This is a genomic window from Chengkuizengella sp. SCS-71B (assembly GCF_040100845.1).
Lineage (GTDB): Bacteria > Bacillota > Bacilli > Paenibacillales > KCTC-33759 > Chengkuizengella.
Genome location: NZ_JAZHSH010000001.1, coordinates 427,067 through 451,837 on the forward strand (window position 1 = coordinate 427,067; position 24,771 = coordinate 451,837).

The 24,771-nt window shown below is 35.4% G+C and carries 26 protein-coding genes and 1 other RNA gene; 21 read left to right on the top strand and 6 right to left on the bottom strand.

Annotation, left to right across the window (positions count from 1 at the left end; genetic code table 11):
* Positions 1-14: 14 nt before the first annotated feature.
* The 11 genes from fba to VQL36_RS02110 all read left to right on the top strand — a co-directional run bounded on the left by fba (position 15) and on the right by VQL36_RS02110 (position 11,197).
* The gene (gene fba, locus VQL36_RS02060) at positions 15-869 is read left to right on the top strand and encodes a class II fructose-1,6-bisphosphate aldolase (RefSeq protein ID WP_349247720.1); all 855 of its coding nucleotides are present in this window, start codon (positions 15-17) and stop codon (positions 867-869) included.
* A 117-nt stretch (positions 870-986) separates the two neighbouring features.
* A complete protein-coding gene (locus tag VQL36_RS02065) occupies positions 987-2,240 on the top strand; it encodes a UDP-N-acetylglucosamine 1-carboxyvinyltransferase (RefSeq protein WP_349247721.1) in 1,254 nt (417 codons plus the stop codon).
* Between the two features lie 109 nt (positions 2,241-2,349).
* The gene (rho, locus tag VQL36_RS02070) at positions 2,350-3,630 is read left to right on the top strand and encodes a transcription termination factor Rho (RefSeq protein ID WP_160647893.1); all 1,281 of its coding nucleotides are present in this window, start codon (positions 2,350-2,352) and stop codon (positions 3,628-3,630) included.
* 121 nt (positions 3,631-3,751) lie between these two features.
* Positions 3,752-3,949 (top strand): 50S ribosomal protein L31, encoded by a 198-nt coding sequence (gene rpmE, locus VQL36_RS02075; RefSeq protein WP_160647894.1) that lies wholly within the window; start codon positions 3,752-3,754, stop codon positions 3,947-3,949.
* A gap of 87 nt (positions 3,950-4,036) precedes the next feature.
* Complete coding sequence (locus VQL36_RS02080) at positions 4,037-4,429, top strand: hypothetical protein (RefSeq protein ID WP_349247722.1); 393 nt, start codon at positions 4,037-4,039, stop codon at positions 4,427-4,429.
* Between the two features lie 58 nt (positions 4,430-4,487).
* Positions 4,488-4,754, top strand: an RNA gene (gene ffs / locus VQL36_RS02085) — signal recognition particle sRNA large type.
* Between the two features lie 505 nt (positions 4,755-5,259).
* Positions 5,260-6,678 carry an ATP-binding protein gene (locus tag VQL36_RS02090; protein ID WP_413789465.1) on the top strand — a complete coding sequence of 473 codons (1,419 nt, stop codon included), beginning with the start codon at positions 5,260-5,262 and terminating at the stop codon, positions 6,676-6,678.
* A gap of 518 nt (positions 6,679-7,196) precedes the next feature.
* The gene (dnaX, locus tag VQL36_RS02095) at positions 7,197-8,981 is read left to right on the top strand and encodes a DNA polymerase III subunit gamma/tau (RefSeq protein ID WP_349247723.1); all 1,785 of its coding nucleotides are present in this window, start codon (positions 7,197-7,199) and stop codon (positions 8,979-8,981) included.
* A gap of 97 nt (positions 8,982-9,078) precedes the next feature.
* Complete coding sequence (locus tag VQL36_RS02100) at positions 9,079-9,390, top strand: YbaB/EbfC family nucleoid-associated protein (protein WP_349247724.1); 312 nt, start codon at positions 9,079-9,081, stop codon at positions 9,388-9,390.
* A gap of 68 nt (positions 9,391-9,458) precedes the next feature.
* Positions 9,459-10,058: a recombination mediator RecR gene (recR, locus tag VQL36_RS02105; protein ID WP_349247725.1), complete on the top strand. Its 600-nt coding sequence runs from the start codon at positions 9,459-9,461 to the stop codon at positions 10,056-10,058.
* A 473-nt stretch (positions 10,059-10,531) separates the two neighbouring features.
* Positions 10,532-11,197 (top strand): DNA-binding response regulator, encoded by a 666-nt coding sequence (locus VQL36_RS02110; RefSeq protein WP_349247726.1) that lies wholly within the window; start codon positions 10,532-10,534, stop codon positions 11,195-11,197.
* Positions 11,198-11,811: 614 nt separating this feature from the next.
* On the opposite strand, the gene VQL36_RS02115 is transcribed toward VQL36_RS02110, so the two are convergent.
* The 6 genes from VQL36_RS02115 to VQL36_RS02140 form a co-directional block, all read right to left on the bottom strand.
* Positions 11,812-12,321, bottom strand: a complete 510-nt coding sequence (locus tag VQL36_RS02115) for a DUF4178 domain-containing protein (RefSeq protein WP_349247727.1) — start codon at positions 12,319-12,321, stop codon at positions 11,812-11,814.
* A 215-nt stretch (positions 12,322-12,536) separates the two neighbouring features.
* Positions 12,537-12,926 (bottom strand): DUF350 domain-containing protein, encoded by a 390-nt coding sequence (locus VQL36_RS02120; RefSeq protein ID WP_349247728.1) that lies wholly within the window; start codon positions 12,924-12,926, stop codon positions 12,537-12,539.
* Complete coding sequence (locus tag VQL36_RS02125) at positions 12,923-13,576, bottom strand: signal peptide protein (RefSeq protein WP_349247729.1); 654 nt, start codon at positions 13,574-13,576, stop codon at positions 12,923-12,925. The genes VQL36_RS02120 and VQL36_RS02125 overlap by 4 nt, the downstream gene beginning before the upstream one ends.
* 1 nt (position 13,577) lies before the next feature.
* Positions 13,578-14,714 (bottom strand): glutathionylspermidine synthase family protein, encoded by a 1,137-nt coding sequence (locus VQL36_RS02130; protein ID WP_349251101.1) that lies wholly within the window; start codon positions 14,712-14,714, stop codon positions 13,578-13,580.
* A gap of 55 nt (positions 14,715-14,769) precedes the next feature.
* Positions 14,770-15,408 (bottom strand): hypothetical protein, encoded by a 639-nt coding sequence (locus VQL36_RS02135; RefSeq protein WP_349247730.1) that lies wholly within the window; start codon positions 15,406-15,408, stop codon positions 14,770-14,772.
* A 15-nt stretch (positions 15,409-15,423) separates the two neighbouring features.
* The gene (locus VQL36_RS02140) at positions 15,424-15,633 is read right to left on the bottom strand and encodes a hypothetical protein (RefSeq protein WP_349247731.1); all 210 of its coding nucleotides are present in this window, start codon (positions 15,631-15,633) and stop codon (positions 15,424-15,426) included.
* A 397-nt stretch (positions 15,634-16,030) separates the two neighbouring features.
* Between VQL36_RS02140 and spoIID the strand changes: the two genes are divergently transcribed.
* From spoIID to VQL36_RS02190, 10 genes are all read left to right on the top strand, one after another.
* On the top strand, positions 16,031-17,050 hold the full coding sequence (spoIID, locus tag VQL36_RS02145; RefSeq protein ID WP_349247732.1) for a stage II sporulation protein D: 1,020 nt from the start codon (positions 16,031-16,033) through the stop codon (positions 17,048-17,050).
* A gap of 72 nt (positions 17,051-17,122) precedes the next feature.
* The gene (locus VQL36_RS02150) at positions 17,123-17,848 is read left to right on the top strand and encodes a M23 family metallopeptidase (protein WP_349247733.1); all 726 of its coding nucleotides are present in this window, start codon (positions 17,123-17,125) and stop codon (positions 17,846-17,848) included.
* Between the two features lie 297 nt (positions 17,849-18,145).
* Complete coding sequence (gene spoIIID / locus VQL36_RS02155; protein WP_349247734.1) at positions 18,146-18,418, top strand: sporulation transcriptional regulator SpoIIID; 273 nt, start codon at positions 18,146-18,148, stop codon at positions 18,416-18,418.
* A 193-nt stretch (positions 18,419-18,611) separates the two neighbouring features.
* Positions 18,612-19,613 (top strand): rod shape-determining protein MreB, encoded by a 1,002-nt coding sequence (gene mreB, locus VQL36_RS02160; RefSeq protein ID WP_349247735.1) that lies wholly within the window; start codon positions 18,612-18,614, stop codon positions 19,611-19,613.
* A 24-nt stretch (positions 19,614-19,637) separates the two neighbouring features.
* On the top strand, positions 19,638-20,570 hold the full coding sequence (locus VQL36_RS02165; RefSeq protein ID WP_349247736.1) for a flagellar hook-basal body protein: 933 nt from the start codon (positions 19,638-19,640) through the stop codon (positions 20,568-20,570).
* Positions 20,571-20,589: 19 nt separating this feature from the next.
* Positions 20,590-21,456 (top strand): flagellar hook-basal body protein, encoded by an 867-nt coding sequence (locus VQL36_RS02170; RefSeq protein WP_349247737.1) that lies wholly within the window; start codon positions 20,590-20,592, stop codon positions 21,454-21,456.
* Positions 21,457-21,543: 87 nt separating this feature from the next.
* Positions 21,544-21,780 carry a DNA-directed RNA polymerase subunit beta gene (locus VQL36_RS02175; protein WP_349247738.1) on the top strand — a complete coding sequence of 79 codons (237 nt, stop codon included), beginning with the start codon at positions 21,544-21,546 and terminating at the stop codon, positions 21,778-21,780.
* An 88-nt stretch (positions 21,781-21,868) separates the two neighbouring features.
* Positions 21,869-22,393, top strand: a complete 525-nt coding sequence (locus VQL36_RS02180) for a CDP-alcohol phosphatidyltransferase family protein (protein ID WP_349247739.1) — start codon at positions 21,869-21,871, stop codon at positions 22,391-22,393.
* 173 nt (positions 22,394-22,566) lie between these two features.
* Positions 22,567-23,022, top strand: coding sequence for a 3-hydroxyacyl-ACP dehydratase FabZ (gene fabZ / locus VQL36_RS02185; RefSeq protein WP_349247740.1), 456 nt, complete (start codon positions 22,567-22,569; stop codon positions 23,020-23,022).
* The gene (locus VQL36_RS02190) at positions 23,019-24,755 is read left to right on the top strand and encodes a phospho-sugar mutase (protein ID WP_349247741.1); all 1,737 of its coding nucleotides are present in this window, start codon (positions 23,019-23,021) and stop codon (positions 24,753-24,755) included. Before fabZ ends, VQL36_RS02190 begins: the two co-directional genes overlap by 4 nt.
* Positions 24,756-24,771: the final 16 nt, after the last annotated feature.

Here is a 24,771-nt window from a genome sequence, read left to right on the forward strand (position 1 = left end):
AGGAGGACGAAACCATGCCATTAGTGTCAATGAATGAATTTTTACCTGCAGCTAAAGAGAAAAAATTTGCAGTAGGACAGTTTAACATGAATAACCTTGAATTTTCACAAGCGATTGTTCAAGCAGCTATGGAAGAAAACTCTCCATTTATTTTTGGGGTAAGTGAAGGCGCTCTTAAATATATGGGTATTGAATTCACAGTTGCTATGGCTGAAGCAGCAGCTAAACAATCAGGATTACCTATCGCTCTTCATTTAGATCACGGAAGCAGCTTTGATGTAGCCATGAAGTGTATTCGTGCTGGTTTTTCATCGGTTATGTTTGACGGTTCACATTATTCTTATGAGGAGAACGTACGTCTTACAAAAGAAGTTGTAAAAACTGCTCATGCAATGGGTGTTTCCGTTGAAGGTGAATTAGGTACAATCGGTGGAGTTGAGGATGATATTAGTGTTGATGAATCTGATGCTAATTTAGCAAAACCAGATGAAGCAATTCGTTTTTACGAAGAGACGGGTGTTGACTGCTTAGCCATTGCTGTGGGTACTGCTCACGGAATGTACAGTGGTGAACCTGATATTAAATTTGATATTATTGAAGAAGTTACGAAAAATATTCCAGTTCCAGTTGTATTACACGGTGGTTCAGGAGTACCAGATGAAATGATTCGCAAATCTATTGAAGCTGGTGTAGGTAAAATTAATGTAAATACTGAAAATCAAGTTGCTCTGACGAATACAATTAGAAATGTATTAAACAGCAACGATAGCGTTTATGATCCTAGAAAATACTTAGGCCCTGGTAAAGAAGCTATGGTTGAAGTTGTAAAATCTAAAATTAAATTGTTTGGAAGTAGCAATCAAGCGTAATAATTAGTAATAAATGGAAAGGGAATTACTGATAGTGACATTCTCTTTCCTATGTGTTAACATATCAAATGACTTTTACTACAGTTTTTTTAGATTGTTGGAGGGATATACATAACTATGGAAAAACTGATCGTTACAGGAGGCAAACCACTTCAAGGAACAATCCGTATCAGCGGAGCCAAAAATAGTGCGGTAGCTCTTATACCTGCTGCATTGATGGCTGATTCTACTGTTATTTTAGATAATATGCCTGTGTTAAGAGATGTTCAAACTTATAAACATATTTTAGAAAATTTAGGTGCTCATGTAGAATTTTCACAGGATCATATGGTAATAGACCCTTCATCTTTACAATCTATTGAAATGATTGATGATAACGTAAAACAATTACGTGCATCTTATTATTTGATGGGTGCTTTATTAGGTAAATTTGGTGAAGCAGTAATTGGGTTACCTGGTGGCTGCGATTTTGAACCTCGTCCAATTGATCAACATATTAAAGGATTTGAGGCATTAGGAGCAGAAGTAAAAAATGATCACGGTTCCATTTATATTAAAGCTAAACAATTAGTTGGAGCTAAAATCTATCTCGATGTAGTCAGTGTAGGTGCAACGATTAACATTATGTTGGCAGCCTCACGTGCAAAAGGCATCACTTTAATAGAAAATGCTGCAAAAGAACCTGAAATTATTGATGTAGCCACTTTATTAAATTCGATGGGTGCTAGGATTAAAGGGGCAGGAACGGGAACGATTCGTATCGAAGGTGTAGATAAATTAAAAGGATGTCGTCATTCCATCATTCCTGATCGTATTCAAGCGGGAACATATATGATTGCAGCAGCAGCTACTAAAGGAGATGTTATCGTTGACAACATTATTCCAAAACATATGGAAGCTTTAACAGCCAAGTTGGAAGAAATGGGTGTTGAAATCCATGAATTAGATGAGGCTATTAGAGTAATTGGTAAACCTTTATATAATAGCATTGATGTGAAAGCCCTAGTTTATCCTGGATTTGCTACAGATTTACAATCCCCAATGACCACTTTGCTTACACAAGCTGAGGGTGTAAGTGTTTTATCAGATTATGTTTACAATAACCGCTTTAAACATATTCCAGAATTAATTCGTATGGGTGCAAAAATTAAACTCGAGGACCGTTCCGCGGTAATTGAGAAATCCGAATTGCAATCAGCAAAAGTAACAGCGATGGATTTAAGAGCAGGGGCAGCATTGGTGATTGCAGGCCTTACAGTTAAATCAGGTGGTCAGACAGAAATTACGGGTGTAGAATTTATCGATAGAGGTTATGACAATCTGGTTGAAAACTTAAAGAGTTTAGGTGCTGACGTGTGGCGTGAATCTTAATATAGTTTGATTTTGTGAAAAAAAGGGAACACTATCTAGTTCAGTCATCATTTGTATATTGAAAGATTTAAAAATTGTTTTAATAATTTTAGAATGTGGTGGTACTTTTATGGACATGAATTTAGCAGAATTAGAAAAATTGAAGTTGAACGACCTGTATACCTTAGCTAAGAAGTTCCAAATCCAATATTATAGTCAAATGAAAAAAAGAGAACTCATATTTTCCATCTTACGTGCACAAGCAGAACAAGGCGGACTGATGTTCATGCAGGGGGTCTTGGAAGTCTTACCTGAGGGATACGGTTTTCTTCGACCGATTAATTACTTGCCAAGCAAAGAAGACATCTATATATCTGCATCACAAATCCGTAAGTTTGATTTACGAACAGGTGATTTAGTCTCTGGTAAGTGTAGACCTCCAAAAGATAATGAAAGATATTTTGGGTTGTTGCAAGTTGAAGCAGTGAATGGTGAAGATCCAGACAAAGCGAGTGAAAGACTTCACTTCCCAGCACTTACTCCACTTTTTCCACAAGAAAAAATTATTCTTGAAACAACCCCTACTCACCTTTCTACTCGGATTATAGATTTATTATCTCCAGTTGGATTAGGTCAAAGAGGACTCATTGTAGCACCACCAAAAGCAGGGAAGACATTATTATTGAAGCAAATTGCCAATAGTATCTCAACCAACCGTCCCGATATGGAGTTATTTGTTTTGCTTGTAGATGAACGCCCGGAAGAAGTGACAGATATGCAGCGATCTGTGAAAGGTGAGGTAGTGGCATCCACGTTTGATGAATTACCGGAAAATCATATAAAAGTTGCAGAACTCGTTTTGGAGAGAGCTCTTAGATTAGTGGAGCACAAAAAAGATGTTGTTATTTTAATGGACAGCATCACTCGTTTAGCAAGAGCTTATAATTTGGTTATTCCTCCTTCTGGACGTACTTTATCAGGTGGTATTGATCCTGCAGCATTCCATAGACCTAAAAGATTTTTTGGTGCGGCTAGGAACGTAGAGGAGGGCGGAAGCCTTACTATTTTAGCTACAGCCCTCGTTGATACAGGATCACGCATGGATGATGTCATTTATGAGGAGTTTAAAGGAACAGGGAATATGGAACTTCATCTAGATCGTAAATTGGCTGAACGTCGTATTTTCCCAGCCATTGATATTCGCAGATCAGGTACAAGACGCGAGGAATTATTGGTACCTAAAGAAGAACTGGATAAAATATGGTTGCTTCGTAAAAATATGAATGATGCACCAGACTTTACTGATGCATTTTTAAAGAGATTATCCAACTCGAAAACCAATCAAGAGTTTTTATCTACCTTAGTAAAACCAGTTTCAAAACCAATTTCTACAAACAAAAGAAAAGTGTAACAATTATAACCGGCTTATTTGTATAAAGGTTGCAACATTAGAGTGAACGTGTTAGAATCTTTTATGTGTCAATTTAACTCTGGATTGCAAAATATTCAGGGCGGAAAGAGGGGTAATTACAATGAAAGAAGCAATTCATCCTAAATACGAACTAACTACAGTAACATGTGCTTGTGGAAATTCTTTTGAAGCAGGTTCTGTTAAGGAAAATCTTCGTGTTGAGATTTGTTCTAATTGTCATCCATTTTTCACTGGTAAGCAGAAGTTTGTTGATGCTGGTGGACGTGTGGATCGTTTCAAGAAAAAATATGGTCTATAAGAAAACAACCAGTAAAAATAGGAATCTTATTTTTACAGCATATAGAAACCTTCTTTGGTTATCATAATAACCAAGGGAGGTTTTTTTATGTGGAAAAAATGCTTTCTTTTATTAATGTCAGTTGTTGTTATGTGGATATTTACAGGATGTAACGCAGAGGATAATAATGTTCAAATGAAAAAATATGAAAACGATGGTTATTTAGGGCTTACTAAGTCACTGCCTAATATGCCAACAAATCCGACTTATCATAACTATAGGAAAGATACAGAACTCGTTAAACAATCTTTAAAAGGGATTGACGATGTTATTAACTCAACAGTTACAATTACAAACGGAGTAAACATGGTTATAACAATTCAAGTGCCTAACCATTTATCTAAACAGGAAGCAAGACAAATTGAACAAAAAGTATATAAAGAAATAACGAAGCAATTACCAAGATATGAAGTATCTGTTCGTAGAAATAAATCTGGATAAGATGGTAATCGTTTCTGAAGCTTGATATTTTTTGATGAATCAGATATACTTAATCTTGCCGTGCTAGACGGGGAGGTAGCGGTGCCCTGTAACCCGCAATCCGCTATAGCGGGGTTGAATTCCAGTTAGAGGTATTGTTGATGTAATGTCAGCCTTTTACACGTAGTGTTGACGGTCAGGTCTCTCGCAATGGATGCCTATGAATCCGGTCAGGTTCGGAAGAAAGCAGCCGTAAGTAGGATGTTTCATGTGCCGAGGGGTCGCCTGACTTGAGCTAACGATAAAAGCAGCGGTTATGTCGCAATTATCAATAACTGGTGCACGGTAAAAAATGTTTAAATTAGATCACCTGTAGGTGATTTTTTTTATAACTTAAGAATTTAAAAAATTTCAAATTCTAAGTTTCAATAAAAACTACCTCTAAAGAAAACTCGATGATTGGCAAGTCTAGACGAAGGCAGAATCGTTAGTTGCCCTTATACTATCTACATTTTAATTATTTTGCATCAGCTCGACCTGATCTCATAACTATCCCCCTTAAAATTACTTAAAGATTTACCAACAAGCAATTTTTCCAAATTTCTAACTATTTATCTTATAAAAGTCGTTTTTTGTAATTTTTTTAATTTTATAATTTCCAGTTTTAAATATTGTGATAAGATAAACTTCTTGTTATAGCTTAAATAGAAAGATTTCCTCTAAAAGATAGATTACTTTTTTGGATTTACTTACCATGTGAGATTTTTTTCGAATAAGGAGGAATTTTCTATACAAAGGTAGAATTAACTAATGATATACGATGGAATTTGTTGGAATGGGAGGTTGAAGTATTGTATACTCCAGTTACGTTAAAGTTCCCATATACGATAGAAAATTTACTTAACTCCCTTGAAGTTAAAAGTACATCTATGTTAATAATAAATGAGAAAGATGAGGTTACTTTTAGTAATTCAGTATTTCTATCGGCTAGTGGTTATGTTGATATTGATGAACTTAACAACATTAAAATAAGAAACATTGTTCACTTCCAAGAACCTCTTAAGAATTTAGCCCAGACTTTACAAAATAATAATATATTAAGCATCCACACTAAAAACAAAACCATTATTGAATCGACATACTCAGTAATATCATTACAAACCCATGATGATCAACACCAAGGCTTTTTAATTATGTTATATGACTTGCATAACTCTAACTTAATTCAACATTTTTCTGCAACTTTTATGAAGGATGTTAATCTCGGTGTTTTACTAATTAATAAAGAATTTCAATTGATTGATATTAGTGATATGGCCTGTACTATATTTGGCATGAAAAAAGAGGAAGTAATCGATAAATCATTGGATGAGATTTTTAAGCCAGTTCCTAGAGAGTATCAGTTAGTACAACGTACCGTTCTAGAAGGACTGGTCACGAAAAATCATGCAGTATCTTGGATTAATGATTCACAAAGATTTGAGTTGCTAATGGATTCAAACACATTAAAGAACAGCAATGGAGATACTGTAGGAGCTTATATTATATTGAAAGATGTTTCTAATTTACGATCTCTTGAAGAGCAGGTTCAAAGAAGTGATCGTTTGGCTATGATTGGGCAAATTGCGGCAGGTACTGCACACGAAATCAGAAATCCGCTTACGTCTATTAAGGGATTTTTACAAGTTATTAAGAAATCACTGAAAGAAAATCAGATGAATCAAGAGTTTGAGTTTACGAATATTATGCTCACAGAAATTGATCGGATTAATGGATTAGTTAGTGAGTTTTTATTGTTAAGCAAGCCAAGAGATTTTGTGTTTGAACAAGTAGATTTATCAAAAGTGATGCAAGAAATAAAACCTATTATACATAACGAAGCCATATTACATGATGTTGAAGTACAGTATCATTCTGCAAGCAATCTTCCATTTATATTGGCTAACACAGAGTTAATTAAGCAAGTATGTCTGAATATTTGCAAAAATGGAATTGAAGCCATGGTTGATGGAGGTACATTAAGCATTACCGAAAAGATAGACGAAAGAAATAAGCAGGTAAGCATCGAAATTCACGATACAGGTCCTGGCATCCCTTCATTTTTAGTAGATAAAATATTTGATCCTTTTTTTACGACAAAACAAGAAGGTACCGGTTTAGGGTTATCTGTTTGCCAAAGAATAATACATGACATAGGTGGTTCTATAAGAGTGTCATCTAAAGGTTTTGGAACCACTTTTATTATTAGTATGCCACTTCCGGGTGGGTAGCCAGTTCGTGGATGAACTGGTGCATCGTTGACCACAAGGATGTGGTCGTTTTTAGAGGTATACCTTGCCGGAGGATGTTTTGATGTCGACGTTCACCCAACTTATGGATGTGTTGGTGCCAGAATTGTCACATGGAGGTGACAGTTTATGATTGGCCACAAGGATGTGGTGGTCTTTAGTCGGGGAACATTAATTGGATGAACTGGTGCATCGTGACCAGCTCAAGGATGCGCTGGTGTCGGAATGGCCATAGGACGTGGCAGATTATGATCGACCCACAAGGATGTGGTCGTTTTTAGAGGTATACCTTGCCGGAGGATGTTTTGATGTCGACGTTCACCATTACAATACAATTTAATTTAATGATTAAACCACTCAAGTTTTGATCTGCAACCCAATTGTTAGACACCATAATACAATTGGAGGTGTTCAAAGAGTGGTTTTTCATATACAGACATATATAGTATAATAATATGAAGTGGTTGTCAGAAAAAATCTAAATAAACTCGGAGAAAATAATGAGTCATATTGCCTTATATCGCAAATGGAGATCACAAACTTTCCAAGAAGTCGTAGGACAAAAACATATCGTTCAAACCCTACAAAACTCTTTAAAAGAAAATCGTATTACACATGCATATTTGTTTAGTGGGCCTAGAGGGACAGGGAAAACAAGTACTGCAAAAATATTTGCTAAGGCATTAAACTGTGAATCTGGACCATCAATGGAGCCTTGTAATCAATGTAATGCATGTAAAAGAATCACTGACGGGGCAGTTATGGATGTGATGGAAATAGATGCAGCATCTAATAGAGGTGTTGAGGAAATCCGTGATATTCGTGATAAAGTTAAATATGCTCCAACTGAAGTAAGATATAAAGTCTATATTATTGATGAAGTTCATATGCTAACGACGGAAGCTTTTAACGCTCTCTTGAAAACATTGGAGGAACCACCAGCCCATGTTATCTTTATTTTGGCAACGACAGAACCTCATCGAATTCCGGCAACGATTATTTCAAGGTGTCAAAGGTTTGATTTTAAAAGAGTTGCTATTGAAGAACAAGAGAAAAGAATGAGATTGATATGTGAACAAGAGAATATATCCATAGATGATGATGCACTTCAGTATATCGCACTTTTATCTGATGGAGGTATGAGAGATGCTTTGAGCTTGCTGGATCAAATTGTATCCTTCTCTGGTCAGCATATTTCGTATGGGCAAGTTATTGAAGCAACAGGTGGTATTGAGTCCAGTCAGTTTTTAAAGATAGCTGAAGCAGTGAAACAACAGAATGTAAGTGAAATACTTGTGTTGACGAACTATCTAATGCAAGAAGGAAAAAATGCTGATAAGTGTTTAGAAAGTTTAATCTATTACTACAGAGATTTATTAGTCATAAAAATGGTGGATAAAGCTCAGGACGTGACAGATCGTGTGTTAGATGTATCTAGTTATTCTGATTTAGCTGAAGCATATGAGAATGAAGAAGTTTTTCAAATTATTGATACGCTAAATCAGTATCAAGTAGAAATGAAATATGCTTCCAACCCGCAGACATTATTAGAAATCGCATTGATGAAAATTTGTACCTTAAATCATCAAGAGCAAAACACTGTACAATTACAAAAACTTTCACCACAATCAGAAGGTAACGTGCAATTAAATGCTCAAATTAATTCCAATGATTCATCGATTGCAGCATTAATTCAAAGAGTTGAAGAGTTAGAAAAACGAATTTCAAAATGGGAAAAATCAGGCGGGATCGAGTCTCTACCTTCACCAACTAATGAAAAGAAGCAACCTAAACAACCTATTGTAAAATTGAATGCACAATCGAAGGAAAAATTGCTTGGGTTTTTAAACGAAAAAGATCAGGAAGCCTTTAAACGAATTCTGTTAAAATGGAGTCAAGTATTAAATATAGTAAAGTCAAAAAAAATCACTTTACATGCTTGGTTAGTGGATGGTGAACCTGTTTCTGCAAAAAATAATATTGTATTGGTTGCTTTCAAAAATACAATCCATAGAGAAACAACAGAAAAACAAAACAACAAACAAATGATTGAAGAAGTTCTCCATGAAGTATATAATGAACCCATCCATCTCAAAACAGTCATGTTAAAAGACTGGAATGATTTAGAATCCATGGGGGCTCAAGGTGCTCAGAAAACTGAACAGACGGAAAGTTTAGAGTTAGTGCCAGAACATCATGAAAATGAGGAGAAACAACAGAATTGGGTTGATGAGGCTGTTCAATTGTTTGGTAGTGACTTAGTACAGATAGAAGATAAAAAGTAAAGAACAAATATACTTTGTTCAAACATATTATAGGAAAAAGTCTTAGACAATGACGATTTTATTAAAGATGATTTGAATATAGAAAGGAAGATTTACAATGAGAAATAATATGAATCAAATGATGAAACAAGTTAAAAAAATGCAGGCACAAATGTTAAAAGCACAAGAGGAACTTAAAGAAAAGTCGGTGGAAGGAACAGCTGGTGGCGGTGTTGTTACAGTCACAGTTACAGGTGATAAAAAAGTTAGTGATGTAGTAATTAAACCAGAAGTGATTGATCCAGACGATATAGAAATGTTGCAAGATTTAGTTGTTGCTGCAATGAATGATGCATTAAACAAAGCAGACGACCTTGCTAATGAAGACTTAGGGAAATTCGCAGGTGGATTACCACCAGGGATACTTTAACATCTCACCATATCTTCTAAATTTATAAGAGGATTTCTTTATAAAATTGGTAAAAGGAGTTAAACGCTTTGCATTATCCGGAGCCAGTATCAAAACTTATTGATTCTTTCACTCGTCTGCCCGGAATTGGGACGAAAACTGCAGCTAGACTTGCTTTTCATGTGATTCGTATGAAAGAAGAAGACGTTGTTGAATTTGCAAAAGCATTGGTGAATGTAAAAAGGAATTTACACTATTGCTCTGTTTGTTGCAATATTACAGACGTTGATCCATGTAGAATATGTAATGACAAAAGTAGGGACTCCTCCGTCATTTGTGTTATCCAGGAGCCCAAGGATTTGGTTGCAATGGAACGAACAAAAGAATTTCAAGGATATTATCATGTGCTTCACGGTGCTATTTCTCCGATGGAAGGGATTGGACCAGATGAAATTCGGGTTGCCGAGCTTTTAACTAGACTGAGTGATGAAAAAGTTAAGGAGCTTATTTTAGCTACAAATCCAAATATCGAAGGTGAAGCAACAGCGATGTATCTTTCTCGATTGGTAAAACCATTTGGCATTAAAATGACTCGAATAGCTCATGGATTGCCTGTAGGTGGAGATTTAGAATACGCAGATGAGGTCACCCTGTCAAAAGCATTAGAAGGCAGGAGAGAGCTGTTTTAAATAATAGAGTACAACTTTTGATCCAAATAGATAAAAGTGTACTACATTATACTTATTTTACGCAGGTCACGTATGAAAGAATTAGAGAAAGTCAGAATTCTTTTTTAACCAGGAAGCACTAGCAAGAAACAACTATAATACTATTCTGAATTATTAATTTGGACGTGAAGCACACGCCACTTGTTTACGGATGATCCGTACTCGAGTGGCGTTTTTTATTTAGGAAATATATTAATGTGTTATTTCATGCTTGAACTGTTTTTAAAAACGGTCTAAATGAAGATGAATTGTGGTGAATATATGTATTTTAATTAAAAGGTCATTTAAAAACTTAATAATAAATATTTCAAATAACATTCATAGAAGATATCGGATATAGAAACTCTTTTTGATTATGCATTCCTTTCTAATGTTTCTTACTTAAAATTGTTTGTTCTAGATGAATTTAATAATTGTTATAGGAGGTCATTTTAATGAAGTTTGAAGAAGCACACGAAAAGTTTATTCAAGAACATATCAATTCACGTAATGGAGCTAGTTTGAGAAGACTAGAAGAAGGCCATAACTTTGCAGAAATACTTTTTTTGCAAAAGGTATGGTGGCCAGCATTTAATGATTTTAAATATCTTCATCCAGAATATCAAGTTAGTGATTTCAAAGACGGGAATCGCTATATTGATTTTGCATATATTCGCTCTAATATGTTACTGGCCATTGAAATTGATGGATTTGGGTCACATTGGCAGAACATCAGCCGCTGGGAATTTTCAGATCATTGCAGACGACAAAACGATTTAATTACAGATGGATGGAAAATACTTCGTTTCACATACGATGATATTAATAATAGTCCTCGTTGTTGCCAACAAAAATTACAACAATTTATGGGTAGGTGGTTTGGTGAAGATAAGAATATAATTGAAGCCACTTTAGTTGAAAAAGAAGCTATCAGATTTGCAATGAAATTAGGCAGACCATTCACTCCTACTGAACTCAGTAAACATCTAGATATTGATATCAAAACATCAAGGAAGTTGTTATATAGTCTTGTATCAAAAAAATGGTTAGAACCTGAGCGGGGTATTCAACGAATTCGTTCATATCGTTTAAATATTGAAGGTAAAAACTACATTTTATAAAGTGGGAGGAAAATTATAAATAGAGATTAATAAGAAATAACTAAGAATTAAATAAAGAATAGATAAGAAAAAGATAAGAATTAAGAAAGAGTAAAGAAAGATAAAGAAAGAGTAAAGAAAGATAAAGAAAGAGTAAAGAAAGATAAAGAAAGAGTAAAGAAAGATAAAGAAAGAGTAAAGAAAGGCAGATAAATAAGAAAGAATAAATAAAGTCACCTTAAATTTAAAGTGGAATTGAATGGGGTAATAGAAATATAGGTAAGAATATAGGTAAATAGAGGGAAATAGTGGTCTTATATGTGATAAAGTAACCTTCTTCAAGTGAATAAAGGGAATTAATGGTCTTATTTAGGCGTTTTCTCCTCAACATACAATGAAATGCTCATTTTATCGCAAAATAATACCACCAAATACCGCTAATCTTAAAATTAAGCTAAAAAGATGAAAATAAGACCAACAATTACCGCTAATTTCGTACCTCATCAACACTATAGTTAATTTGTTTGTGCTGAACAAAATTTAATTGAAATATTTTACCTTTCCAAAGCTTTTTTAATAGGCATAATCAATCAAATCAATCAATCTTAGTCAAAAGACATGTATTTTTCGCTGAATTATTCCTTACCTTGCAATATCTCAATATCTCCAGTAAGAACATCCTCACCTTCATAAAACATGAATCGTCCATCTTGCCATTCGATTCGTAAATATTTTCGATCATCTGATTGGAAAATCCATACGGATTGCTCACCTGCACTTGGAAAAGCAGTGCTTCCCTGCACACCTGATCTTCCGCTATATTGTTCCTCAAGATAATATGTTGTATCTTCTAAAGTGATGGTTGAGGGGATCTCGTGATAAGAATCTAACCTTCCATCAATTTCTGTAAATAAAATAAATGTAGGTTTTTCACGTTTTTCGGTGTATAGGTATTGAATGTCTCTTCCATCTTTTAATGTAAGCATAGCTTCATTTCGCATGAAATTTGTTGTTTTCCCTATAATTTCATACATAACCAAAGAAACTTCTACAAAGTCTCCTGGAACTACAGTATGAATTGTCTTTTCAGGTCTTGGAGTTTCTGTTTTTTTCATTAAATTTGAAATTCGTTTAAATAAACTCATTTTTTTCACCCTTATTAAATTACATCTTTTCAAAAAGTATGAAGATGTAGTTAGTTATAGAAATTCGTTATAGAATGAAACTTAACATGAATATCAGAATTTATCCTATATTTTTAGCGTTAAGACGCCCACCTCTATGGGTGGGGTCTTATAATCAGATGGAGTAGAGTATCCATCTGATTTCCCGATGTTTAAGCTTTGCTTAAACGAGTTTATTAAATAATCAGGCTGCTTACTGCAAAGCCTATACCTAGATATACAAATGCTAATAATACTCCAATAGCTACATTTCCTTTTTGTAAATGATCAGAAAGCTTTAAGCCAGGTGTAACCCAATCAAAAATATAATATGTCATTAGCAAACAAAGGTAACCAACTAAAAACCATAAAGCCATGTGCAAGATGGATGTATTAGTGTAAGCTGAAACCCCTAGAATAATGGCAGTACCTAAGAACTTTCCTCCAAAAGCTAAACCTACGGCAGTATTTCCTTTTTTCAATTCTTCCAAATCATTAAAAGGAGTGATTAAACTAAAAACAACCATGCCTATCAACTGTAGTACAGTAATCACAATAACACTAATCAATAAATCTACTATTATCACTCTACCCACCCCCGGAATTTGGCCATAGCCAAGTCATAATTCGTATAACTATGAATTTCTTCTAAATAAACCTCTGCTGTTTTTTTCTCTTTAAGCCTATTATATCTAGCCTCATCAATTGGTTGTTTAATATCGTGACCTGTCGGTAAAGTAAGGATTGCGAAATGTCTAAACTGTCCTTCAAACTCAGTTTTATATACACCAACCAAATCGACTTCTGTTTTAATTTGAATTTTCAATTCCTGCAGATCTTTTTCAGCTTCTTCTAACGATTTATATGATTTAATGCCTTTCCATGATGATAAATGAACCTCATTACTCCCATTTGCTAAAACATCCATTTGTGCATTCATGAATTGAAGGGTCCATATTTTATCTCCTGTAGCATAATTTTCATCGTTAGGTAATAGTAAATTATCAGGTAATACGGTCATATCTCCACCGATTAAATCCCCTACAGTTCCTTCTTCCACTCTATAGTCCCAAGGTAAAGTGTTTGTATTGGTTTCAGGTTCTGAGATTGTTCCAGAACTGCTAGAAACTGGGTTGGTCTCAAATACTTGTGAACCATTATCAAATAAATTCCCAATAAAAGATAACACTCCAAAAAGAATCAATCCAAAAATTATAAATAGTAATACTCGATTCAAATTATCTCACCCCCATTGCAATAAAATGACTTGAGTTCCCTGTGATTAATCCACCTGCACGACCGAGTAATCCACATGGTTCCCCGTTGATCATAAAAACACCTGTTAATAAATGAAATGCTCCATTATGCATCTCTAATTTTGGTAAATCAATACGTTTTTGATATACTCGGTCAAACAGAACGCTAGTATCGTATCCTTCTTCATCTTGGGTTTCTAGTGTACCGTGATGGTCATATAAACGAACGGATCCACCCTCACGTCCAAACATAGATTTTGACACATAATTCCCATCAAAAATGGGTTTGTTATACGTTGGTAGCATATATTTTTCTATACATTCATGTTCTTCTTTAGTAAAAATATCTGAATCTAATTCATGAAGTCCCCATATGACAGCCTGTAATCCTTTAGATTGAAGAATAATCGCATGCAAGGAATTAAAAATCTCTATGTTTTTGGATTCAATGGAGTAAGCTAAAGCTTCTCCACCATCATCAACTGCCATCCATTCTTTTGGATATAAGGCAAACATACTTCTAACGGGATTGAGCTCTCTATCTTTCACAACACCTTCATCAACGGATAATTCTAATGTATCAATGCATTTAATGTCTAAGCCGCTATGCTTTACAAGCATGTCGATTGTACCTGAATCCTCTAAATGTTCTCCATATGAGATACAAGTAGCGTAATCTGGCTTCTCTTTTTCCCAGACTAAACGAATCTGTTCCTTCATTGTTACATTTGGAGAATTTAATTCGTATTGATCACAAATCCAAGGAGTAACAACTGAAGATTCGACATAACCAGTTGGGGTATCTGCATTAAGCTCAAATAATTTGATCTCACCCTGCTCAGTAATAGAATAGTCAAATCGGGCATACCTACTTAATTTCTCAGCTTCGTTAGGAAGTAACAAATCTAATCCATCCCATAATACCTCAGGGATAGATAGTAAGGCATATAAATCTCTTTTCCCAAACGTAAAGCGGGCAGCTTTATCAAAAATAGTCCATAAGTTTTGAGATGCAAATTTAATTTCATCCCACATCTTTTGATCAATGGAAACAACTTGATCTATCCAATAATGGTCAAGATCTCCCCATGTAAAACCTAATTCTTCAAGCTGTTTCATTCTTTCTTGACGATTTGGATGGGGTGAGCCTACGACATGATACACTGCCTCTGCTTTATCCACCGAAACTTCCTCCTGATTTGCTCGAAGAGCTCATATTACTGGATTTATTTCCAATGCTTCCTTTAGAAGTAGATGTGCTTTTATTGCTATCCCTCTTTGTAATTGTTCCTTGGCTATTCACTGTCTTTGGTCTGACAGTAGAATTGACAACAGGTTTGTTTTGAAATTTGCCAGTATCATATGATTTAGGTTTGTACGTTTGGTTTGTTCTAGGATCATATACAGGTCTAGAATCATACCAGCCTCTTGTTGAATAGGAACGTCCGCTGTTAAAGATCAAATGATACAATAACATATCGTCCCATCCAAAACCGTTATTAATGTATACAGGTTGGTTAGTGCCTCCTGATTCTGATTGAGTTTCACCCTGAGACTCACCCTCGGACTGTTCTTCCTCCGATATAAGTAAAGGAATATTCCAGTCCATATTCGCATCAAAATATTTTCTTACATCTTCGGAAGACCACTCCACGAGTTTCGGTTCGGCACTGCTCGTAGAATCTCCTTCTGCATACACAGACGGTGTCAAAGCTAAGTTTGCGACAAGAGCAATACCTAACGTTGTTGATAATGTTTTTATTGGCTTTCCTTTATAAAATAATTTGTCTGTCATCTTTTGATCTTGCTTCATGTCGTTCACCCCCTTTTAAGGTTTTTTTGAAGCGATGACTAGAATTTCTAGAACTTCCTCATCTATGTTTAAGCGCCCTTCTACCATTTCATACTCATTATCCTTCACTGTAATGTAATTTGCATGCTCCAATGATTTAAGAAGAGGCTCGCTCCAAGACCGTTCATCTAATTTACTCAATTCTCCACTTTCTAGTTTTTCGTATATAATCACGCGTGTACCCAATCTTTCTTCACCTCCTTAAATAACATACCATATTCTCATCTAATCCACACTTGATATACCCCAAAAAGTGAACTTTTTCTATCATGTTTGTCCCCAGCTCTTAAACCGGTGCCTATATCGTCAAAACAGGACGTTTTGATGCAGACATTTGTCACAGGACGTGATAATAATTTAGTCTGCCCACATGGATGTGGTGGGGTCTTAGTTGGCTAATACTTCTCGGGGATCCAGTAAAACATTGCTTCTACAGGTTCAAGCCGCATACTTATTATTACGACACAGACACAAAACGGTTTCAATGGTAAATGTTGAATTTCACTCACTTTTCAATTGCAGTTCTAATCTAGTATTTGTCCACATATGATAGTGTTAGTTTTGGATTATCGGAGGGAAGTGCATGAAAACTCATCGCTTTATTTTGTGGTTTGCTTTGTGGGCGGGTTTGCTTTTGTTTGCTAGTTTCATTATTCCTGCCATTCTAGTAAATGAAAAAGAAGAGAATTTCAACATGACGAGTACACAAGATGAATTGAAGAATGGAATCATAGAACAAGAAAATCCAATATATGTGCCCATTTATATGACAAATGAGAAGAAGATTGAAGTGCTTCCACTTGAGACCTACGTTAGAGGAGTGATTGCTGCTGAAATGCCCATTGAATTTGAGCTTGAAGCCTTAAAAGCACAAGCGATTGCAGCCAGAACTTATATTTTTAGAAGAATGGTAGATCAGGATTTTAGCAATGTGCCTGTTGAAGGGGCTTATGTCACAGACACAGTTTCACATCAGGTATATTTATCTGAGGATAAGCTGATACAAAAATGGACGGGAGATCTTTATGAGAAGAATATGGAGAAAATTAATCGAGCGGTTTACGAAACGAGAGGTCTTGTAGTCACTTATGATGATCATCCAATAAACTCCACTTTTTTTTCTACTAGTAATGGTTATACAGAAAATTCTGAAGATTATTGGAATGTAGAGCTTCCTTATTTACGTAGTGTAGAAAGTCCATGGGATGCAGAGATTTCACCTAAGTTTAAAAATACGTTAGTATTATCCTCTAATCAGTTTTTTAACAAATTAAAAATTAATCCCGCTCAAAGGGCATCTACAGGTCAATCGTTGTTTAAAATATTAGAATGGTCAGAAGGACATAGAATTAAAAAAATAGCGATTGGTGATGTGATTTTAACAGGTAGAGAAGTCAGAGAGAGATTAGGTCTTTCATCTTCACAATTTGAAATGGTAATGGTAGACAACCAAGTTCAAATCACTTCATACGGTTATGGACACGGGGTTGGAATGAGTCAATGGGGAGCCAATGGAATGGCTATGGAAGGCAGTACTGCAGAAGAAATTTTATTATATTATTATCAAGGAATTGAGGTTAAGAGAGTGAATCCAACTCTTTGATATAAAAAATCTAGTAAACACAGGTATAAAAGTATATCATCTGGCAACAATGATTGCTGAGGTGATGTATCTATGAATGATAATAAAAAAGAGAATCAGCATGAACAAACTCCTGAAAATAAAGAGGGAGCTACAAATGTTCAAGCTGGATCATGGAAAAGGTTTTTCGGTAAGAAATGGGTATTTCCGGCTATGTATTTGGCAGCGGTTGTTTTAATTGTTAGTTTCATGGTCTATTTTCAAAGCAATGATCAAACTAGTTTAACAGATCCAGAGTTAGGATTAGAAGTTTCTGATGAAATGAACAATTCGTCTGATTCAGAATTAGATGTCCCAGTTACTGTATCCGCAGAATCTATTGCATGGCCAGTAGATAACAGAGATGATTTAGAAATTATTCGTCATTTTTATGATGAGAATGGCGACAATGAAAGCAAACAAGCTGCGGTTGTTGAGTTTGATGGGACGATGACTCCAAGTATAGGGATTTCACTATCACATCCTGATGATGAAACTTTTGATGTATTAGCAGCTTTAAGTGGGAAAGTTACTAGAATTGAAAAAATTCCAGTTGCAGGAAATATAGTAGAAATTATGCATGAAGATGGTTTGAAAACTGTATATCAAAGTTTAACTGAAATACAGGTTGAGATGGATCAAGAAGTGCAACAAGGAGATAAAATAGCAGAAGCAGGAACAAACGAGCTTGATAAAGAGTTCGGCGTTCATCTTGATTTTGAGATTTATCAAAATGGCGAAGCAGTAAATCCAGAACAACTTATCCAAAGCAATGAATAACATTTAAGATTAAGGGTTTTATTGAAAAATAATTTTCCATGAAAAATTGTAAATCCCATTTTATTATAAATGGGATTTTTTTTGCTTTTAATGACGTCCATGTGGGCAGGCATAAAATTTTGTTGCATTGTTAATTTTTAAATATTTTTATCCAATACGTCCCGTTTTAATCAACTTGAGCCACTAAAATAATCCTGTTTTGTAAATTTAACTGCTTGTCATGCTTGTATTCAAAGAATATCTAAGTTATCCCCTCATATAATGTACCAAACTAGTTCGAGTAGGGAGGCGAGGGGAGTGCACGATTACATCAAAGAGCGAACCATTAAAATTGGTCGTTGCATTGTGGAAACCAAGAAAACGGTTCGTACGATAGCGAAGGAATTTGGAGTATCAAAAAGTACGGTGCACAAGGATTTGACAGAAAGACTGCCCGAAATTAACCCGGATTTGGCCAACCAAGTAAAAGAAATTTTAGAGTACCACAAATCAGTTCGCCATTTAAGAGGAGGTGAAGCCACAAAGATCAAATACAAAAAAAATAAAACAAAATCCGCCTCACCTTCATAGAAAATTACCCGAAAATAAAAAATTTTATTAAAAATGAGAAACTTGCAGGAATTATATGGATCTATATAGAAAAAAATAAATAATAATTCAAAATAATGATTGTGTCTTTACATGATTTTTCAAAATTGTAATTTTATTTACTAATTCATTATAAAAATCTTTGAACTAATTCTATAGGGGGAAAAAACTATCTATGTTCAATAAAGATATCGGTATAGATCTAGGAACTGCAAATGTTCTCATTCATGTTAAGGGGCGTGGCGTTGTTTTAAATGAGCCTTCAGTTGTGGCTGTACAAAGTGAAACAAAAAAAGTGATTGAAGTGGGGGAGCCTGCCAGGAAAATGGTAGGTAGAACCCCAGGTAATATTATTGCCATCCGACCTTTAAAAGATGGTGTTATCGCTGATTTTGAAATTACAGAGGTTATGCTTAAAGGTTTCATTTCTAGAGTTGGAGGTAGAAAGTGGTATAGCCATCCTCGGATTTTGATTTGTGCACCAACCAACATTACTTCTGTTGAACAAAAAGCCATTCGAGAAGCAGCACAACGTAGCGGAGCTAAGGATGTTTTTCTTGAGGAAGAGCCTAAAGCAGCAGCTATTGGTGCTGGTATGGATATTTTCCAGCCTAGTGGAAACATGGTAGTGGATATTGGAGGAGGAACAACAGATATTGCCGTTTTGTCTATGGGAGATGTTGTTGCTTCTTCTTCTCTAAAAGTTGCAGGAGATAAACTGGATATTGCGATCATGAAGTATGTTAAGGATAAATATAAAATATTAATTGGGGAACGTACTGCGGAAGATGTGAAGGTGAAAATAGGCACCTTAGATCCTGAGCGAAGCAACGATGAGATGGATATTCGCGGTAGGGACTTAGTAAGTGGGCTGCCGCTAACGGTAACGATCACAGCAAAAGAAGTAAAGGAAGCCTTGTGGGATCCGGTTACATCGGTCGTACTCTCTGCAAAAAATGTTTTGGAAAAAACACCACCTGAATTGGCAGCGGACATTATTGATCGGGGTATTATTCTAACTGGTGGCGGTGCTATGCTTCATGGATTAGATATATTAATGGCAGAAGAGCTAAAAGTACCTGTATTAATTGCGGAAGACCCAATGGGGTGTGTAGTAAAAGGGACTGGAATTATGCTGGACAACCTTGACAAAATGTCAAAAAGAAAATTAGGATAAGATATATGACAGGAGCTAAAGTATATGATTAAAGGACTATACACAGCAACCGCAGGCATGCTTACACAGCAGAAAAGACATGATACAATAACGAATAATGTATCTAATATAAATACACCAGGGTTTAAAGAAGCCGTACCGATCTCTCGTTCTTTTCCAGAGATTTATATTTCTATGATTCAAAAAGGCACATCGAGTGAAGTCGGCAGCTTACATTCTGGAGTCATGATCGAAGAAACGGTGAATGTATTTACACCTGGACAAATCATAGAAACGAACCGTGCTGAAGATTTAATGATAAGTTCAAACCTTCAACCTGTTGATGAAAATGGGAATCCATATACGGATGAGAATGGGGAATTATTAGAAATTCAGTTTGATACCTTTGGCAAAGGGATAACACTTGACGGGGAAGAAGTGTATCAGCCAGAAGTTTTCTTTACATTGTGGAACGCTGATGAGGAGCCGAGATACATACAGAATGTTAAGTTATTTATAAACGATCAAAAACAATTGATGACAGAAGAAGGTTTTCTTTTTTTAGGTCAGGATGAACAACCGATCACTTTATTCGACGATGATCTTTCTCTCCAGCAAATTCAAATACAAAAAAACGGTCAACTGTTATATAATGGGGAAGAGGTCACGGATATAACAGGGAAACCCATCGCTTTACTTTTTTCTAAAGTTAACAATCCACACCATATGGCTCGTGAGGGAAATGGTGTTTATGCAATTACAGATGAAGAGAAGGCTTCTGTTACAATCTTGGATGGTTTAGAAGATCAACCTATTCAAGTATTACAAGGATTTATTGAAGGATCTAATGTAGATGCAGCACAATCGATGGTTGATTTAACCAGTGCAATGAGAATATATGAAGCGAATCAGCAAGTGATTAAGATGTTAGACGACACGCTTAGTAAAACTGTAAACGAAATTGGACGAGTGCAGTAACCAACCTGAGGTGAAATGAATGAATAAATCCATGATGAACGCCATGGTTTCCATGCAAGCTTTACAACAAAAACTAAATATTCAATCTCATAATGTCGCGAACATTAATACGACGGGATATAAGAAATTAGAAGCCTCCTTTCAAGACCTTTTAACAACAAGAGTAAATCAAGTGAATGAGTTTAGTTTAGAAGGTAGAAAGTCTTCCTTGGGTGTACAAGAGGGAGTAGGAATTAGAATGTCTAACCCATACCTCAAGACAGAACAGGGAACAGTGACCAATACAAAGATATCAACCGATTTGGCGATCCAAGGTGATGGTTTTTTTGAAGTTGGCACATTGGATGGCGAAGATCGTTTGTTTACTCGCAATGGTTCTTTCCAATTGGTACCTTCTTCAAATGATCTAGATGAACTATATTTAGCAACAAGTCAAGGGCAGTTCGTGAAGAATAGTGAAAATGAACCCATTTCCATTCCTGTTAATCATGACATTAACATCGATGATATGGGAAATGTTTTTGCATATAATCAGTCTAACCCTGGTGAAGCGCCTTTAGAGTTGGGGCAGTTAAAAATCGTTCGTGTTTTATCACCACAGTATTTACAGCCAGTGGGTAACAGTTTGTATACACTTAACGAGGACAGATTGACGGACCCTAGTTTAGTTCAGGAAATTGATTTAAACGAAAATAGCGATTTTACCACGAATCCTGATGATAAAATTAATATACGAATACTTCAAGGGTATTTGGAACAATCAAATGTAAACTTATCGGAAGAAATTACAGAAATGATGGTTACACAAAGGGCATTTCAGTTAACTTCCAAAGCATATAGTAATGCTGAGACAATGATGAAGCTAGCAGCAAATCTAAGATCTTAAATATAACAATAGGGAGTTGAAAATCCGTTGGATGAGCGTAATCATCATGAAAAGTGATCGCGAAACATCTGTAATGCGGCTAATGTTATGGATACAAATGCAAATGCAACGAAAACAGCTAAAAAAAAGAAAAAAACTTCACAAAAACCGGCAAAAACAACATTAAAAATTTTAAGGTTTTTTCTTGTTCCTGTTTTATGTATCATTACACTCTATGTCGGTGTTATAATCGGTTATGTTATACTTGGCGGTGAATCAGCTTCAGATGTTTTGGATGTCCAAACATGGAAACATTTAATTAGTTTGATTTTTGCAGATCGATAAAATAAAAAAATATAATAAACTCCCATCAGGGAGTTTTCTTTTCTTCTTCTGCTCGGTATAATGAATAGGGATGGTAGGAGGGATTCAAATGAATCTACCTAATTTGATTACGTTGTTTCGTTTTACTCTCATTCCAGTCTACTTAATTTTCTTTATTAACGATAAAATGATGATTGCCTTTCTTGTTGTTGTGGCTGCCATTTTAAGTGATATTTTAGATGGATATATTGCTCGAAAAAGAGAGATGGTAACAGAAGTAGGAATCATGTTAGATCCACTAGCAGATAAATTAATGATGGTTACTGTATTCGTTTCTCTCTTGTATGAACAGCTTATACCATGGCAAGCAGCGATAGCCATATTTTTGAGGGATATAGGAATGGTGATTGGCGGTTTTTTTTATCATTTCCAAGGAAAAAAAACCGTACCTGCTAATGTTATGGGAAAGCTGACAACGATTTTATATTACTCCGCCATTTTTTTTATTATACTCAACTTAAAATTTTCCGTATCTTTTCTGTGGATCGTCATCATTTTTTCGTTTATAACTTCGATTATTTATATATTTCAGTTTAAGTCACTAAATCAGAATATACCCAAGAAAGCGAATTAAAGTTTTAAAGGATAAAGAGCATATTTACAATCGCATTTGGCTGCGCTTTATAAATATGCTCAAATTATATCAACCTTCACTACTGCAGATCATGAAGGGGATCATATCTAGTTTCACATTTCTTAACCATTTTTATACATGGACTAGACTTAATAATGGAGGGCAATATTAATATGTTAGATATCAATCAAATTCAACAAATAATTCCTCATCGTTATCCATTTCTATTAGTGGATCGTATTTTAGAAGTACAAGAAGGCAAAAAAGCGATAGGGATTAAAAATGTCACGATGAACGAACCTTTTTTCGAAGGTCATTTTCCTGATTATCCAGTCATGCCAGGTGTATTAATTACTGAAGCATTAGCTCAAGTAGGTGCCGTAGCAATTTTGAAAATGGAAGAAAACCAAGGGAAGATCGGTTTCTTAGCAGGTCTAGATAAATTTCGTTTTCGTGGTCAAGTGACACCAGGTGATACACTGCGACTTGAAGTAGAAATTATCCGCGCTAAAGGCAGCATTGGTAAAGGGAAAGCAATTGCTTCCGTAGATGGAAAAACCGTTGCTGAAGGGGAGATTATGTTTGCGATCTCAAACCCTGAACCAGCTGGCGAAGGAGACAACGAATGAGCTCAGATCAAGGGTTAGAAAAAAAGGCCATTGAAAATTATAAATCATGGTTACAGGATCCATTGATCACAGAAGAGACTAAACAGGAATTACACAGTATTGAAAATGATCCTAAGGAAATTGAAGATCGTTTTTATAAGGATTTAGAATTTGGTACAGGCGGTTTAAGAGGTGTCATTGGAGCAGGCACTAATCGTATGAATATTTATACTGTGGGTAAAGCTACACAAGGACTGGCTCAATTCATATTAGAATCACAATCAGAAAATGCTGATCAAGAAAAATCAGCAGTGATTGCTTATGATTCTAGACATCAATCTCCAGAGTTTGCTTTAGAAGCAGCGCTTGTATTAGCAGGCAATGGCATTAAAGCGTATTTATATGAGTCTTTAAGAACTACTCCTGAGCTGTCTTTTGCCGTGCGTGAATTAAAGGCAGCCGCAGGAATTGTGATTACAGCAAGTCACAACCCTCCAGAATATAACGGATATAAAGCGTATGGATCAGATGGAGGACAGCTGATACCAGATGATGCGCAAAAAGTCATTCATCACATCCGTCAAATCGATTCTCTTGATCAAGTAAAAAAGAGTTCAAAGGATGAGGCTGAAAAGGATCAATTGTTAGTTGCTATCGGAAAAGAAATGGATGAAAAATATATACAAGCTATTACTTCTGTAAGTTTAAATACAAATACCATTAAACAAATGTCTGAACCGTTGAAGGTGGTATACACGCCTTTACATGGTACAGGTAATATTCCAGTAAGAGAAGTATTAAAACAAATTGGTATCACAGAAGTACACGTTGTGAAAGAACAAGAATTGCCTGATCCTAACTTTTCGACCGTAAAATCACCGAATCCAGAGGAAAAGGACGCATTTGCATTAGCGATCCAAAAAGCAGATGAGATTCAAGCAGACATTATCGTAGGAACAGATCCAGATTGTGATCGTATGGGTGCGGTTGTGAAAAACAAACAAGGTACATATGAAGTGTTGACGGGTAATCAAGCAGGTGCACTTATTTTAAACTATCTTTTAAGTCATTTAAAAGAACAAGGCAAACTTCCCAATAACGGTGTTTTAATCAAAACGATTGTTACGAGTGAATTAGGGGAGAAAATTGCAAGCCACTACGGATTAGAAACATTAAATACATTAACAGGATTTAAATATATTGGTGAGAAAATGACCCAGTTTGAAAAAACGGGAGAAGCAACCTATGTATTTGGGTTTGAGGAGAGTTATGGTTACTTAGCAGGCACATATGCGCGTGATAAAGATGCAGTTGTTGCATCTATGTTAATTTGTGAAGCAGCCGCTTATTATAAATCACAAGGTAAAAAATTATATGATGTTCTATTAGAACTCTATGAACAATTCGGTACATTTTTAGAGGTCGTGCATTCCAGGACGCTAAAAGGTAAGGCTGGGGTGGAGCAAATTCAAAGGATTATGAATAATTGGAGAACAAGTCCACCGCAACAATTGATGAATACCTCTGTAACTGAAGTTTTAGATTATGGAAAAGGATTAGATGAATTACCGAAAGAAAATGTATTGAAATATAAATTAGCAGATGGATCTTGGTTTTGTTTGAGACCTTCTGGAACAGAGCCCAAAATAAAAGTGTATATCGCAGTAAACAGACAGTCAAAAGTAGAAGCACAGGTCGTTTTAGAACAGTTGTCCCAAGTCATCATGAATAAAGTAGACGAAAATAAGGGTTAGAAAGGGAGATGAACTC